Below are 14,535 nucleotides of genomic sequence, written 5' to 3'. Positions count from 1 at the left end.
GGTGAAAGCAATGGCCGATAAGTAAGCATAAATGCGATAGTTCGTCCCACTGCCAGGACAATCGAACTCAAGATGCAAGACCTCAACGATCTTTATTACTTCGCCAAGGTGGTCGAGGCCGGCGGCTTCGCAGCGGCCGGCCGCTTGCTCGGCATCCCGAAATCGCGGCTGTCACGGCGTATTGCCGAGTTGGAAGAGCGTCTCAATGCTCGCCTGCTGCAACGTACGACCCGCCAGTTGAAGCTGACCGCAGTGGGCGAACGCTACCTGCGCCACTGCCAGGCGATGCTGCTGGAGGCGGAAATGGCCGACGAGGCCGTGGCAAGCATGTCCAGCGAACCCCGTGGACGATTACGGGTGTCGAGCCCGGTGGGACTGGCGCATCAATTCCTGCCATCGATCATCGAAACCTTCCTGGCGAAGTACCCGCTGGTCCAACTGGAGATGACGCTGCTCAACCGCCGGGTGGATCTGGTCAGCGAAGGCATCGACGTCGCGCTGCGCGTGCGGGACCTGGGAGACGAAGACCCACTCTTGATGACCCGCCGCTTGCGCCAGGCCCGGTTGATCATGGTCGCCAGCCCGGCCTTCACCCAGGGACGCCGAATCGAAACCCCGGAGGATCTTCGCCAACTGCCGGTACTGGGAGCGCTGGAAGCAGATCGACTGGTTCACCTGCGCCTGCTCGACAGCGATGGCCAAAGCACCGAGCTGACCCTGGAAGCGCGCCTGGGCATCGATGATTTCATCGTGCGCCGCGCCTGCGCCCTCGCCGGCCTGGGCTTTACGCTGCTGCCAAGCATGTATTGCGAAGAGGAATTGCGCGACGCCAGATTAGTGGAGCTGTTGCCGGGTTGGTCGTCCCCCGATGGCTGGCTCTTGGCGGTTTATCCTCACCGACGGGGTATGCTGCCGGCGGTGCGCGCCTGGATCGATCACTTGGTAGCGGCATTCGAACAATGCGGAGAAAAAACGCTATGAGCTTGAGCGAAGAGGACGTCGCACGGTTTTGCCTGGGCTTGCCAGGTGCCAGGGAAGACTACAAGTGGGGCGGCGTGCGGGTGTTTTCCATCGCAGGGAACAAGATGTTCGCGTTGCAGGGTCTGCGCGGCGACTCATTGGCGTTCAAGGTCGATAAGGACCTGTTTCTCGGCCATTGCGACCGACCGGGCATTCACCCTGCGCCCTATCTGGCGCGTGCACAGTGGGTCATCATGAACGTGCCCTACCCGCTGGGTGACGACGAATTACGGGGTTTGCTGCAGCGTTCGCATCAACTGGTGGTCAGCAAATTGCCGAAGCGGACGCAGGTTGGGCTGTTGCTGTAGTTTCTAGAACAACGCCAGCAGATGCCCGCCCAGGAACAACTGGTCAATCCAGAATCCCTGGTGCAACAACACGACAAACCAGAACACCACCTGGAACGACACCTTGCGGGTCTTGTGGCGAAACACCTGTTGTGCCAGCAATGCTCCGGGCCAGCCGCCGGCCAGCTCAACGGCATGCAAGACATTTTCCGGCGTGCGCCAGGCGTCGGAACGTGCCTTGCGCTTATCGCTCCAGTAGAGCAGGAACGCCACGACACTGACGACGCCGTAAGCCGTCATCGGCACCCAGGACTCGCCTTGCAGCCCGAGCAGCAGCGAACCGGATAGCGGCAAGGCGCACAGCAGCGCGAACACGCCCAGCTTGAGCCGCAGGTTCTGCACGCCCCCGCCGGTATGGCGCGCGGCGCGCCGGCCTGAATCGTTCATGGCTGGGCCGCTGTCCAGTCCACCCAACCGAATTGCCAGGTCGCCAGGATCAACAGGCCGAAGGCAATTCGATACCAGGCGAAGACCGCATAGCTGTGGCTGGCGATAAAGCGCAGCAGGCCCTTGACCGCGATCATGGCGAAGATGAACGCGGTGATGAAGCCAATGGCAAACACCGGGAAATCCGCCGGGACGAACAGTTCGCGGTATTTATAGCCGGAGTAGACCGCCGCGCCGACCATGGTCGGCATCGCCAGGAAAAACGAGAACTCGGTCGCGGTCTTGCGCGACAGGCCGAACAGCAGCCCGCCTATGATGGTTGCCCCGGAGCGGGAGGTGCCCGGAATCATCGCGATGCACTGGGCCAGGCCGACTTTCAGGGCATCCTTCCAGGTCATGTCATCCACGGTCTCGGCGTGCACCCTGTGTTGGCGCTTCTCGGCCCAAAGCATCACCAGACCACCCACCACCAGCGCCGTGGCGACAGTGATCGCGTTGAACAGGTAATGGTGGATCCAGTCGGCAAGCAGCACGCCCAGTATCACCGCGGGAAAGAAGGCAATCAGCAGGTTGGCGGTGAAACGACGGGCGCCGGGTTGCGTGGGCAGGCCCAGCACCACATCAAAAATCTTGCGCCGGAACTCCCAGACCACCGCCAGGATCGCGCCGAGCTGGATGATGATGTTGAACGCCATCGCACGCTCACCGCCAAACCCAAGCAAGTCTGCGACGACTATCTGATGCCCCGTACTGGAAATCGGCAGGAATTCCGTCAAGCCTTCCACGACGCCAAGAATCAATGCCGAAAAGGCAGTCCACAAATCCATTCATCCCCCAAAAAAGGCCTGTCTATCCAGGCCTTATCTCTATTCAAACGTTACGCAGGTGCACGCAGCGGCTGCACGATAACCGCGACCTTGCAAAAAAAACCAATGAAAAAACGGAACAGGCTCAGGTTTTGCGCTGCGGGGCCGAAATCCTATCAGACAAGCCCTGATAACGCTGCCGCGTTATGACCCAGGTCAAGCACGGGTATCCGCCGAGCGTTAAAGTGCCGGCCGTCGTTAATGACAAGAATAAGAACCGGAGTGACAGCGTATGAATAGCTTGCGCAGTGTATCGATCAGCCGACGCTTGTGGCTCATCCTGGTCGTGGCCATCGTGATGTTGTTCACGTTGGGCGCGTTTATGCTCAAGCAGATCCACACCGATCTGTACCAGGCCAAGGTGCAGAAGACCCAGCACGTGGTCCAGACCGCCAGTGGCGTGTTGAACTACTACCATGGCCTGGAAACCGCCGGCACCCTGACCCGCGAGGCGGCGCAGAAGCAGGCCCTGAGCGCGGTGCGCGGGCTGCGCTATGACCAGAGCGACTACTTCTGGATCAATGACCTGACACCGGTCATGGTCATGCACCCGACCAATCCGAAACTCGAAGGCCAGAATCTCTCTGCCATTCGCGACCCCAACGGTTACGCGCTGTTCAACGAAATGGTCGCCATCGCCAAGGCCAAGGGCGCTGGCATGATCAATTATCTCTGGCCCAAGCCGGGCGCCGAAGCCCCGGTCGGCAAGACCTCATACGTCAAGCTGTTCGAACCCTGGGGTTGGATCATCGGCTCCGGCGTGTACGTGGATGACGTCCAGGCAGAGTTCCTGTCCCAGTTGATCAAGGCTTCGCTGATTGGCTTGGCGATTACCCTGGTCATGGGCCTGCTCTTGACGCTGATCGTGCGCAGCATCGTTCGCCCGCTTCAGGAGACCGTCAACGCCATGGCCAATATCGCCAGTGGCGAAAGCGACCTGACCAGGACCCTGGATACCCACGGCCAGGACGAAGTCACGCAATTGGCGCGACACTTCAACGCGTTCACCGCCAAGCTGCGGCAGGTGGTGAGCCAGTTGCAGACCTCCGCCAGCGCCCTGGGGCAATCGTCCAGCGAACTGGGCAACGACGCCGCCCAGGCCCAGCAACGCAGCCAGCAACAATCCCAACAAATGGAACTGGTAGCGACCGCGATCAACGAAGTTACCTATGGCGTGCAGGACGTGGCCAAGAATGCCGAGCACGCGGCCAGTGAAATGCGCGACGCCGAATCCCAGGCCCAACAAGGCCAGGTCAACATCGACGGCAGCTTGCAGCAGATCGACCGGCTGTCCCAGACCATCGACCAGGCGGTGGAAGTGATCCGCACCCTGGCCAGTGAAAGCACCCAGATCGGCAGCGTGCTGGAGGTGATTCGCTCCATCGCCGAGCAGACCAACCTGCTGGCGCTCAACGCCGCGATCGAAGCCGCCCGCGCCGGCGAGCAGGGCCGTGGCTTTGCCGTGGTGGCCGACGAAGTGCGCCTGTTGGCCCAGCGTACGCAGAAATCCACCGCCGAAATCCAGGCCATGATCGAACGCCTGCAAAACCATTCCGAAGCCGCAGTGAAGGTCATCAGCGACAGCAGCCGCGCTTCCCAACTGACGATCGAGCAAGCCGGTCTCGCGGGCGCCAGTCTCAATGCCATCGGCCAGGCCTTGCGCAATCTCAATAGCCTGAACGCCTCCATCGCCAGTGCCACCCTGCAACAGGCCCATGTGGTGGAGGACATCAACCAGAACGTCACCCAGGCCGCCGGCCTGTCCCACAGCACCGCGGTGGCCGCCGAGCAATCAAGCCTGGCGAGCGCGCGCCTGAAAGACCTGAGCGAACAGCTGAACGGTTTGCTCAAGCAATTCCGGGTCTAACAAACTTTGTGAGAGCGGGCAAGCCCGCTCCACATTGGTGCTGACATGGTGTTCACTATATCTCCCCATCCCGCAGTGAAATTGGAGCTGCCTACCCCATAGCGTTTACAATCCCCGCCCTCTCTGACTTCCCCAAGGAACCGCCATGTCCGGGCTTGAACTGTTTGCCGCAGCCCTCGGCGTGATCGCTGTCTGGTTGACCGTCAAGCAGAACCCCTGGTGCTGGCCGATCGGCCTGGTCATGGTGCTGTTGTACAGCTGGATTTTCTTCGAGGTGAAGTTGTATTCCGACATGCTGTTGCAGGTGGTCTATGCCGTCCTGCAACTGTATGGCTGGTGGCAGTGGACCCGCGCCGGGCACGATCATGAGGGACGGCAGGTGACGCGCCTCGGCGCGCCGTCGGTGTGGCTCGGCCTGGCGATTGGTGCGGCGGGCAGCTTGATGCTGGGTGGCGCGATGGCGCACTGGACCGATGCCGCGCAACCCTGGCTCGACGCGGCGCTCACCGGGTTCAGCCTGGTTGCCCAGTGGTGGATGGCGCAAAAACGGGTGCAATGCTGGCCACTGTGGATCGTCCTCGACGTGATTTTTGTCGGCCTGTTCATCTACAAGGACCTGTACCTGACCGCTGCACTCTATGCCCTGTTCACCCTGCTGGCGGTGCAAGGCTGGCGGGAATGGCGCGCCGACCCGGCCCTTCGCGCATGAGAGTGGTGGTCCTGACCGGTCCGGAATCCAGCGGCAAGAGCTGGTTGGCCACCCAGTTGCAGGCGCACTTCGGTGGCGTGCGGGTCGATGAATACGTGCGCCATTTCATGGAGCAGACCCAGCGCGATACCTCCCTGGCCGATATTTCCGATATCGCCGCCGGCCAATTGGCCTGGGAAGACGCTGCGCGGACACAGCAGTCGGACTTGCTGATCCTCGACACTCATTTGTTGAGCAATATCCTCTGGAGCCAGACCCTGTTCGGCGACTGCCCGGCCTGGCTCGAACCAGCCTTGCTGGCGCGCCATTACGACTTGCACCTGCTGCTCAGTCCCGAGCAGGTCGAATGGGTCGGCGATGGCCTGCGTTGTCAGCCCACGCTCGCCGAACGGGTGGTTTTTTTCGAAGCCATCGAAGACTGGCTGGTTCGCCACCGGCAACCCTTGCTGAAAATCGAGGGTGATTGGGCGCAGCGTCGCGAACTCGTTTTTACCGCCGTCTCCCGGCTGCTCCAGGCGTAATGTCTCAAACCTGAAACATCGCGCCCTCGCCAAACCCGGATCCAATAACGCTTCACCTCATTTGCCCCGCTGACTGTCAAGTCATTGAAACACCCTCCCCAGACCCTGGATCCAGAGGCATACAGCGGCGGGTGGCCCGTCGCCAGCCGCCAGGCTCGTCTCACTCATGAAACAGTTCGTGCACTGTCGACCCGCTGCATTTTGCAACGCACTGAAACCAATGGCTTTTTCAAATGCGGCACAACACCTGCTCTTCCCCTTCGCAACGCTGACTAGGGCCAGCGTCCAGTGAAGAAGGAAACAATGTCATGGGGACTTTCCACGCAAGCGTAACCTGCCTGTTGATCGGCTGCGCCGCCAGCGCGACGCTCAGTCTGCCGGCCCAGGCCGAGGGCAACGGTGTCATCGTACTCAACCGTGACGTGCAACCCGTACACTTCGGTCGCAACGGCGGTAAAGACCCCTACCCGACCACCGTCAATGCCAATCCATCCGATCGGATCAACCAGGCAACCGCGAGCACTGAGCTCAGCGACGGCGAGTTCGCCAGTGTTGCCAGCGGCTCGACGATCCGCAACACCGTCACGCCCAATACCACAGGCATGCAAGGCCTCAACGTCGTGACCAACCCCAACGGCATGCCGGGCATGCGGTCCGGGCACAGCGGCGGTAGCGGCGGCGCCATCTCCGGCACCATCAATCGCTCGCTGAGTTCCGGCCTCGCCCCATTGGGCCGGTTGGCGGGAGGACAGTGAGATGAATTCGACCTGGTTCATGATCGCCCTGCTCGGCTCATCCGCCGTGCTCGCCGATCCAGGCGTGGCAGTGAGCAGCCATTCGGATCTGCAGAACTCCGGCAGTCGCTATAGCGGCAATTTCAACGTCAACCAGGCGGCCGGGGATCAGATCCAGCAGACCAACACCCGCGCCATCGCCATCGGCACCGACGCCCAGGCGACCACCGTCGTGCGGCAACGCCTCGACACGCCAGCCAACCCGTCCATGAACGCAAGCGCGCGCATCGGCGGCAGCTCTTTCACCAACGGCAACGGCGTGCTGGGCGTCAACCAGTCCGCCGGCGCCAACAACCAGATGGCCAATGTCATGCGAGTGGGCATCAGTGCTCTCCCGCAAAGCATGGATGACAGCGCCCTTTCCCAACAGAACGTAGCGCTGGTACCGAACTCCGGAGCAACTGACACCCCAACCGGCAGTCGCCAGGTCGCAACCAGCGACCAGGCCTTCACCGGCAGCCGTGGGGTAATCCAGGTGAACCAGAGTGCCGGGGTGGGGAACCGCATGGCTAACACCCTGAGCATCCGGGTCGCTGACTGATCCGGCGCAGTAGATAAGCGCAGTACATAAGAAAGTACCGACACTTAACCAACGACACGCAAGGAGAAACACCATGAAACCAACAATGGCGCTCAAACCATTGGTTTTCGCTCTCGCCGCTGTCATGGCAATGGCTGCACAGGCTGACGGAAGAGGTAACGGTCATGGCAACGGCCATGGCAACCAGGGTCCCAAAGGGCCGACGCTGGAACAACTGCTCTCCATCAGCGCCGGCGCTGGGGCTACGGTGCTGGATGTGCAGAACAGCGACGGCAACGTAGTGACCAACCAGGCGACCCGAAACACCGCCGAGGCCGCTGACTCGCTCAATGGCAGCAACGGCAACATGGGCGCCAACATCGCCGCTGGCGATGGCAACCAGCAGGACAATGCCGCCGCACTGGCCACCGCTAACGATGACATGAAATTCATCTTCGGCTCGGCTCTCTCCATGTCCAGCGCCACCCAAGTCAATAACAACAACTATGTGAAAAACAACTCCACGCAAAACAACGCCTCGCTCACCAACGCGGGCAACAACGGCTCCGGCAACATCGGCATCAACGTCACCGCCGGCAACTTCAACCAACAGAAAAACAACCTGGCCATCGCGGTGTCGGGCGGACGGGTCGCCCAGGCCGCAGCAGCGGCTGACCAGTCGTCCACCGGCCTGGTGGTCGACAACAAAGGCGTGAAGAAGAACGAGGTCGTTACCCTCACCAGTTCCTATGAGGCGTCCGGCACCTTCAAGGCCAAAGGCAACGGTACCGTCGAAGACGACGGCGGCTGGGGCAACAAGGGCGGCTACGGTGGTGGTCACGACGATGACAAGTTCAAGTTCTCCGCCGTGGGCACTTTCGAACTGGCCGGCAGCAACACCCAGCAAGTGTTGACTCGCGACGGTTGGAAGAACCCTGTGTACAACAACGCCACCATGAGTAACTCCATGAATGGCTTCTCCGGTAACGGCGGCGCCAACGTGTCGGCGGGCGTGGGCAACCAGCAGAGCAACTCGCTGTCGATTGCTGCGGGCCGTAACGCCAGCATGTAAAAAAATGCCCCTGTGGGAGCAGACCCTGGTCCCTCCCACAGGGGCCTTTTTTCCTGGGTTTCACTAGGCGTATCGATCATGCGTGCGAAAGCGCTTTGCCTGTGTCTGTGCTTTGCCTGCGCAAGTGAGGCAGCACAAATGCCTGTTGCCGCCCTGCCTGGCGGCATGCTCGTCTACAAACCGGTGCAGAGCGTGCGCGAACGCAAGTTCAGCGACATCGTCGAGCAGAAGACCGATTTCAGTTGCGGTGCCGCCGCGCTGGCCACCGTGTTACGCCAGGCCTATTGGCTTGACGTCAATGAAGAGCAGGTCATCAAGGGCATGCTGGTCAACGCCGACCAGGACTTGGTCCGCACCCAGGGTTTTTCCATGCTGGACATGAAGCGCTACGTCGAAACCATCGGCATGCGCGCCCGTGGCTACCGCATACCGCCGGAGAAGCTCGCCGCCGTGACGATCCCCGTCGTGGTCCTGATGGATATACGCGGCTACAAGCATTTCGTCGTGCTGCAGCGGTCGGACAAGCAATGGGTCTACATCGCCGACCCGGTGCTCGGACATAAACGCTACGCCCACGATGAATTCACCAAAGGCTGGAACGGCATCATCTTCGCCATCGTCGGCCCCGGCTATGACAAGACCAACGCCTTGCGCAGCCCACCGCAGCCGCTGACGGCACGCAACCAGCTGGACGGCTTCAACCCGGTCAAGGACGCGGAACTGATGGATTTCGGCTTCATACAGAGCGACTTTTTCTAAGCGCCGCACAACTGCCAATAAAAAAACAAGGAGCAGGACGCTCCGGGAGCAACACATGAAACGCTCATACTGGCTCACGCTGGCCTGCCTGGCCGCAACGACGTCGGGCCTTGCCCACGCCGGTTTCAAACCCATCGAAGTCAAGGACCAGGAGCTCGCCGAGCTTCGGGGCCGTTACGTCATGCCCGGGCGAGTCATCAGCTTTGGCATCGTCATGAGCAGCACCTGGCGCAACGCCAGTGGCGACCTGATCGGCGCGTCAAGCTCCATGCAGATCCAGGCCTCGACGGTCAAACCGCAATTTTATGTCTCGACCATCAAGCAGACCGGCAACGGCAACGCCCCGGAACACGGAAGCGGCACCGTCACTGGCGGCGCCGGCCTCGGCGCAGGCCAAGGCGTGACCCAGAGCGTGCGAGCCGCCGGCGACGGCAACATTGCGTATAACGATGTCAGCATCAACGTGAAGGAAAGCAGCCAGGCCCCTGCCCTGGCCCCGTCCCAAGGCCAATTGTTGACCCAGGGCCAAACCATCAGCGGCAGCAACGCCGCCGGCAGCGTCGCGGTCACCGCAACGGGCAGCGGCGTGCAGATGGCGATCCAGGCCAACCACAACCAAGGCAGCACCCTGCAACAAGTCGCCCAGGGTGGGTTGCTGCAGAACACCCGCCTGCTGGGCAACAGCAACCTGGTCAACAACATGACCCAGCTCAACGTCGTGTTGAACAACAACGGCACCAGCGCCGGGTCGCTGGACTCCAACCTGACGCAACTACGCGGCCTCCGGAATCTCGGATATTGATCTACGCTGATCTCCGATCATTGAGCAAACTAGGGACGGCATATTTCATGTATCGATCCGTATCGTTGCGCGCTGTGATGTGCTTGAGCACGATGTTCCCGGCAACCCTGCTGCACGCTGCACCGGACTCGGACATCGAGGCCCTGAAACAAGAACTGCTTGAGCTCAAACAACGGTACGAGGTCCAGCAAAAAGCCCTGGCGGTACTCGAACAGCGTGTCCGCCAGGTGGAGGACCAGCCCGCCGTCCCACCGCCCAAGCGCCTGGCCAAATCCCCGGCCGACATGAAAGGCAACCAAGGCGCGGCGGGCAGCGCCGCAGGTGGCAGCGGCTACGGGCAATCCCTGGCCGACGAATCGCAACCGGCCCAGAGCGTCTCAAACCTTTACGACGAAGCCAGCGGCTTTTTCGGCGGCGGTAAGTTCAGCTTCGAAACCGGCGTGACCTACTCGCGCTACGACTCGCGGCAATTGATCCTCAACGGTTTCCTGGCCCTGGATTCGATTTTCCTCGGCAACATCAACCTGGACCGGATCAAGGCCGACACCTGGACGCTGGACCTGACGGGCCGCTACAACTTCGACAATCGCTGGCAGTTCGACCTCAACGTGCCGGTGATCTACCGCGAGTCCACCTATCAGTCCGGCGGCGCCAATGATGGGGCTGCCGGGGTGACCAGCGAAGAAACCGTCACCCGCGACCCGACCATCGGCGACGTCAACTTCGGCATCGCCTACAAGTTCATGGATGAATCGGTCAGCAGCCCGGATGCGGTGGTGACCCTGCGCGTCAAGGCACCCACCGGCAAGGATCCGTTCGGCATCAAGCTGCGGCAGTCCCAGGCCAACACCAACCTCTTCGTGCCTGAGGACCTGCCAACCGGCAACGGTGTCTGGTCGATCACGCCCGGAATCTCCCTGGTCAAGACGTTCGATCCTGCGGTGCTGTTCGGCAGCCTGTCCTACACCCACAACTTCGAAGAGTCCTTCGACGACATCAGTTCCACCGTCAATCAGGAAGTGCCTGGCAAGGTGCGGATCGGCGACAGCTTCCAGATCGGCGCGGGCATCGCCTTTGCCCTGAACGAGAAAATGAGCATGTCGTTCTCAGTCTCTGACCTTGTCCAGAAGAAAAGCAGGCTCAAGCAGGACGGCGGGGATTGGGAATCGGTGACGTCCAGCGACGCCAACGCCGGCTATTTCAACATCGGCATGACAGTTGCCGCCAGCGACAACCTCACTATCGTGCCCAACCTGTCCATCGGACTGACCGACGATGCGCCGGATTTCACCTTCAGCTTGAAATTCCCTTACTACTTCTAGTCCGCCAAGGATCCCAGGCCCTGAAGAACCTCTGTGGGAGCGAGCTTGCTCGCGATGGGGCCTTTCCAGTCAACATTGAATCGACTGGGAAACCGCTATCGCGAGCAAGCTCGCTCCCACAGGTTTCAGGCGGATTGATTCAGCGAATCTGATGCTTGTGCAGCAACCGATAGAAGGTAGGCCGCGACACGCCCAGCACACGAGCCGCCACGCTCAGGTTGTCGCTGTGGCGATTGAGCACATCGCTCAATGCCTGGCGCTCGGCGCGGGTTTTGTACTCTTCCAGGGTGCCCATCGGTGCGGCGACGCCCTGATGGCTCGCCAGGCCCAGGTCCCGGGCCTCGATCTGCCGCCCCTCCGCCAACACCAGGCCGCGACGCACACGGTTGGCCAGCTCGCGGACATTGCCGGGCCAGTCGTGCATGCCCATCGCGACCAGGGCGTCCTCGCTGAAACTGCGCGGCCGGCGACCGGTTTCGTGGCTGTAGAAGTGGGAAAAATGGCTCGCCAGCATCGACAAATCGCCGTGGCGTTCGCGCAACGGCGCCATCACGACCTGCAGGACGTTCAAGCGATAGTAGAGATCTTCTCGGAAACGCCGTTGCTCGATAGCCGCTTCCAGATCCACATGAGTCGCCGCCAAAATCCTCACATCAACGGCAATCGGTTGGCTCCCGCCGACCCGCTCGATGTGCTTTTCCTGGAGGAAACGCAGCAGGTTGGCTTGCAACTCCAGCGGCAAATCGCCAATTTCATCGAGAAACAACGTACCGCCGTGGGCGGCTTCGATCCGTCCGATCTTGCGTTGATGGGCGCCGGTAAACGCACCCTTCTCATGGCCAAACAATTCGGACTGGATCAGATGCTCCGGGATAGCACCGCAATTGATCGCAATGAACGGCTTGTTGCGCCGATGGGACTGGCAATGCAGGGTGCGCGCCACCAACTCCTTGCCCGTACCGCTCTCGCCACGAATCAGCACGGGTGACTCGGCAGGCGCCAGTTTGCTCAATAACTTGCGCAGCTCGCGAATCGGCTTGCTGTCGCCCAGCAATTCATGTTCCGGCTGATTGATATGGACCGAACCCTGCCCCCTCAACCGCGCCATGCCGAACGCGCGGCCCAGCGTCACCTGGACCCGGGAAACATCGAACGGCAAGGTATGAAAATCAAAGAACCATTCGCAGACAAAATCGCCGACGTTCTGCAGGCGCAGCACTTCCGGGCTGAGCACGGCGATCCATTCAGTACCGCTGCGGCTGATCAGCTCCTTGACCGCTTCCGGCCGCTCCAGATGGAACGGCTGCAGGCGCAGGAGACCGACATCGCAGCTCCGATCCCCGGCATGTTCAAGGGAACAACTGTCGACATCCCAGCCAATGGCGCGCAGGCCTGGCATGAGGCGATGGCAATCATCGCAAGGGTCAACCACGAGAAGGCGACGCAACGCACTGGCTTCGATCATGACTGATCCTTGGCGCCAAAATAAGGAAATATGATTAGAAACAGGCGTTTGGCGAACCTGCATGTAACAGTAGCAAGAAGTTGACACCTGCTTGTATCGATTAGTTATCGGCGCGATCAGGAACTGGTTATAAGAGGGACGTTTCGTTAGTTGGCGCTTGTCGAATCTTTCACCACCCTTTCAAACAAAAGCCGAAAAGGCTGGTCTGAAAGAAAATCGAAATTTATTCAAATATTGTGTGACCCGGCCCCGGGTTCGGGACATCAGTACAAGTAACCAGCCGCACGGTATGCCCAACCGACGGCACATCATTTGATTGGGCACCCTTGAGAGATAACGCCATGAACGCCCCGCTCCGTATCAACGAAGCTCTTTTGATTGCCGACCGCGCATTCCGTCCTTTCCAATGCGTGGCCTGGGCCCCACAAGACGGTAACGGTGAACTGAGCCTGACCGTCATCGACCGCACCAATACCCATATCGGTCGCACCCAGATTCCGAGCAGTGCCTACACCGATCCCGCTCAACTGGCCAATCTGTTGAAACAGGCCCGTGCCGAACTGAGCGAGGAAGGCTACAAACTTCAATCCTGGTCGATGCCAGAATAAAACCCGACAAACACGATATTTGAATTGTTCGGTTGCGATCGAAGCAAGAGGCCAATTTCAACGTACTGAAAGCTGACAACAATTCATTGTCGGTCTAAGCGTTGAATATTGGCCTTTTGATTGTATCGATCTATCTGCGCCGCTGAATCACGCCAAATCGCAGTACTGCCATGCCCATCAGGGCCGACAGAACGGAGCCTGACAAGACACCGACCTTGACTTCATCCATGAGTCGCTGTGATTCGGGGAATGCCAGATTTCCAATGAACAGACTCATCGTGAAGCCGACGCCGCACAATAACGACACTCCATAGATCTGACGCCACGTAGTTCCGGCCGGGGCTTGAGTCAGGCCTGTCTTGATCGCTATCAGTGCGAAAGTGAAAACGCCGGCCTGCTTCCCAAACAATAATCCCAAGGCGATTCCCAACGGTACCGGCCCCAACAGGTGATCGACCGTCACATCGCTCAGGGATACGCCTGAGTTGGCGAAACCGAAAATCGGCAAGATGATAAAGGCGACCCAAGGGGACAAGCTGCGTTCAAGTCTTTGCAGCGGGGAGTCGTCCCCCTCTGCGTCCTTGTTCAAGGGAATGCAGAATGCAACCACTACCGCGGCGAGCGTCGCATGGATGCCGGACTTGAAGACCAACCCCCATAACAATGTTCCGAGTATCAGATAAGGCAGCAACCGCGTCACTCCGGCCTTATTCATGAGCACCAACAAGACGATCACGGCGGCCGCAGCAAGCAGCATCGGAACATCCAAGCCGGCGGTATAGAAGAGCGCAATAATGGCTACCGCTCCAAGATCATCGATGATGGCCAAGGCAGATAAAAATACCTTCAGCGAGATCGGCACTCTGCCGCTCAACAGGGACAGCACACCCAGCGCAAATGCAATGTCCGTGGCGGTCGGAATCGCCCACCCTACCAACGTCTCGGAAGAACCTCGATTGATGCAGACGAATAACATCGCCGGTACGATCATTCCCCCAAGGGCCGCGAGGCCAGGGAGCGCCCTCTGGCTCCATCCAGCAAGCTGCCCTATCAAGGCTTCGCGCTTGATTCCCAGGCCCACCATCAGAAAGAAAACGGACATCAGCGCATCGTTTACCCAGTGTTCCAGTGACATTCCAAGGAAAGAAGCCCTCAGCCCCCTCTCATAACTTGAATAGAGCGGACTATTGGCAACGATCAATGCTGCTAATGCCGAGAGCATCAGCACAATGCCACCCGCAGGCTCCCAACTGATAAAGCGAATCAGCAGCGCAGGTGTGCGCAGATTGACATTACGCGTTAACCCATTTCCCATCCACTCCTCCGAAGTTCTCTACCACGGCACGATAATCCATAAAATCCATTTCCCCGACGGTGGCGTGCACATGACTGCCCTCCTGTAGCGTCTGAGTCACCCAAACGACGAACAGTTTCTTCACGCATGGAAATGAATGCACGATTGCGCTGGACCTTGCG

General features: G+C 60.0%; 16 protein-coding genes. 12 read left to right on the top strand and 4 right to left on the bottom strand.

Annotated elements, in window-relative coordinates:
* Positions 1 to 72 precede the first annotated feature (72 nt).
* Positions 73 to 981 (top strand): LysR substrate-binding domain-containing protein, encoded by a 909-nt coding sequence (locus tag J3P79_RS12230; RefSeq protein ID WP_434610872.1) that lies wholly within the window; start codon positions 73 to 75, stop codon positions 979 to 981.
* Positions 978 to 1,328, top strand: coding sequence for an MmcQ/YjbR family DNA-binding protein (locus tag J3P79_RS12225; RefSeq protein WP_434610869.1), 351 nt, complete (start codon positions 978 to 980; stop codon positions 1,326 to 1,328). The genes J3P79_RS12230 and J3P79_RS12225 overlap by 4 nt, the downstream gene beginning before the upstream one ends.
* Positions 1,329 to 1,331: 3 nt before the next feature.
* On the opposite strand, the gene J3P79_RS12220 is transcribed toward J3P79_RS12225, so the two are convergent.
* Both J3P79_RS12220 and J3P79_RS12215 read right to left on the bottom strand, forming a co-directional pair.
* On the bottom strand, positions 1,332 to 1,754 hold the full coding sequence (locus tag J3P79_RS12220) for a DUF1294 domain-containing protein (protein ID WP_434610867.1): 423 nt from the start codon (positions 1,752 to 1,754) through the stop codon (positions 1,332 to 1,334).
* Positions 1,751 to 2,581, bottom strand: coding sequence for an undecaprenyl-diphosphate phosphatase (locus J3P79_RS12215; protein WP_434610865.1), 831 nt, complete (start codon positions 2,579 to 2,581; stop codon positions 1,751 to 1,753). Before J3P79_RS12215 ends, J3P79_RS12220 begins: the two co-directional genes overlap by 4 nt.
* 271 nt (positions 2,582 to 2,852) lie before the next feature.
* Here J3P79_RS12215 and J3P79_RS12210 point away from each other — a divergent pair, with 271 nt between their 5' ends.
* The 9 genes from J3P79_RS12210 (at position 2,853) to J3P79_RS12170 (ending at position 10,986) form a co-directional block, all read left to right on the top strand.
* Positions 2,853 to 4,487, top strand: a complete 1,635-nt coding sequence (locus J3P79_RS12210; protein WP_434610863.1) for a methyl-accepting chemotaxis protein — start codon at positions 2,853 to 2,855, stop codon at positions 4,485 to 4,487.
* 145 nt (positions 4,488 to 4,632) lie between these two features.
* On the top strand, positions 4,633 to 5,196 hold the full coding sequence (gene pnuC / locus J3P79_RS12205) for a nicotinamide riboside transporter PnuC (protein WP_434610861.1): 564 nt from the start codon (positions 4,633 to 4,635) through the stop codon (positions 5,194 to 5,196).
* Positions 5,193 to 5,717, top strand: coding sequence for an AAA family ATPase (locus J3P79_RS12200; RefSeq protein WP_434611442.1), 525 nt, complete (start codon positions 5,193 to 5,195; stop codon positions 5,715 to 5,717). Before pnuC ends, J3P79_RS12200 begins: the two co-directional genes overlap by 4 nt.
* Positions 5,718 to 6,025: 308 nt before the next feature.
* A complete protein-coding gene (locus tag J3P79_RS12195) occupies positions 6,026 to 6,472 on the top strand; it encodes a hypothetical protein (RefSeq protein WP_434610859.1) in 447 nt (148 codons plus the stop codon).
* A 1-nt stretch (position 6,473) separates the two neighbouring features.
* Positions 6,474 to 7,052, top strand: a complete 579-nt coding sequence (locus tag J3P79_RS12190; protein WP_434610857.1) for an adhesin — start codon at positions 6,474 to 6,476, stop codon at positions 7,050 to 7,052.
* A 73-nt stretch (positions 7,053 to 7,125) separates the two neighbouring features.
* Positions 7,126 to 8,103 carry a heme utilization protein gene (locus tag J3P79_RS12185; protein ID WP_434610855.1) on the top strand — a complete coding sequence of 326 codons (978 nt, stop codon included), beginning with the start codon at positions 7,126 to 7,128 and terminating at the stop codon, positions 8,101 to 8,103.
* Positions 8,104 to 8,181: 78 nt separating this feature from the next.
* Complete coding sequence (locus tag J3P79_RS12180; RefSeq protein ID WP_434610853.1) at positions 8,182 to 8,862, top strand: C39 family peptidase; 681 nt, start codon at positions 8,182 to 8,184, stop codon at positions 8,860 to 8,862.
* 55 nt (positions 8,863 to 8,917) lie between these two features.
* Positions 8,918 to 9,664 carry a hypothetical protein gene (locus J3P79_RS12175; protein ID WP_434610851.1) on the top strand — a complete coding sequence of 249 codons (747 nt, stop codon included), beginning with the start codon at positions 8,918 to 8,920 and terminating at the stop codon, positions 9,662 to 9,664.
* Positions 9,665 to 9,711: 47 nt separating this feature from the next.
* Complete coding sequence (locus tag J3P79_RS12170; protein ID WP_434610849.1) at positions 9,712 to 10,986, top strand: hypothetical protein; 1,275 nt, start codon at positions 9,712 to 9,714, stop codon at positions 10,984 to 10,986.
* Positions 10,987 to 11,125: 139 nt separating this feature from the next.
* Here J3P79_RS12170 and J3P79_RS12165 read toward each other — a convergent pair whose 3' ends face one another.
* Positions 11,126 to 12,451, bottom strand: a complete 1,326-nt coding sequence (locus J3P79_RS12165) for a sigma 54-interacting transcriptional regulator (RefSeq protein ID WP_434610846.1) — start codon at positions 12,449 to 12,451, stop codon at positions 11,126 to 11,128.
* A 341-nt stretch (positions 12,452 to 12,792) separates the two neighbouring features.
* Between J3P79_RS12165 and J3P79_RS12160 the strand changes: the two genes are divergently transcribed.
* Positions 12,793 to 13,059, top strand: a complete 267-nt coding sequence (locus tag J3P79_RS12160; RefSeq protein ID WP_434610844.1) for a hypothetical protein — start codon at positions 12,793 to 12,795, stop codon at positions 13,057 to 13,059.
* Positions 13,060 to 13,189: 130 nt separating this feature from the next.
* On the opposite strand, the gene nhaA is transcribed toward J3P79_RS12160, so the two are convergent.
* On the bottom strand, positions 13,190 to 14,374 hold the full coding sequence (nhaA, locus tag J3P79_RS12155) for a Na+/H+ antiporter NhaA (protein ID WP_434610842.1): 1,185 nt from the start codon (positions 14,372 to 14,374) through the stop codon (positions 13,190 to 13,192).
* Positions 14,375 to 14,535: the final 161 nt, after the last annotated feature.

Source organism: Pseudomonas sp. R1-7 (assembly GCF_051132105.1).
Taxonomy (GTDB): domain Bacteria; phylum Pseudomonadota; class Gammaproteobacteria; order Pseudomonadales; family Pseudomonadaceae; genus Aquipseudomonas.
This window is presented reverse-complemented; position numbering and strand designations above follow the sequence as displayed.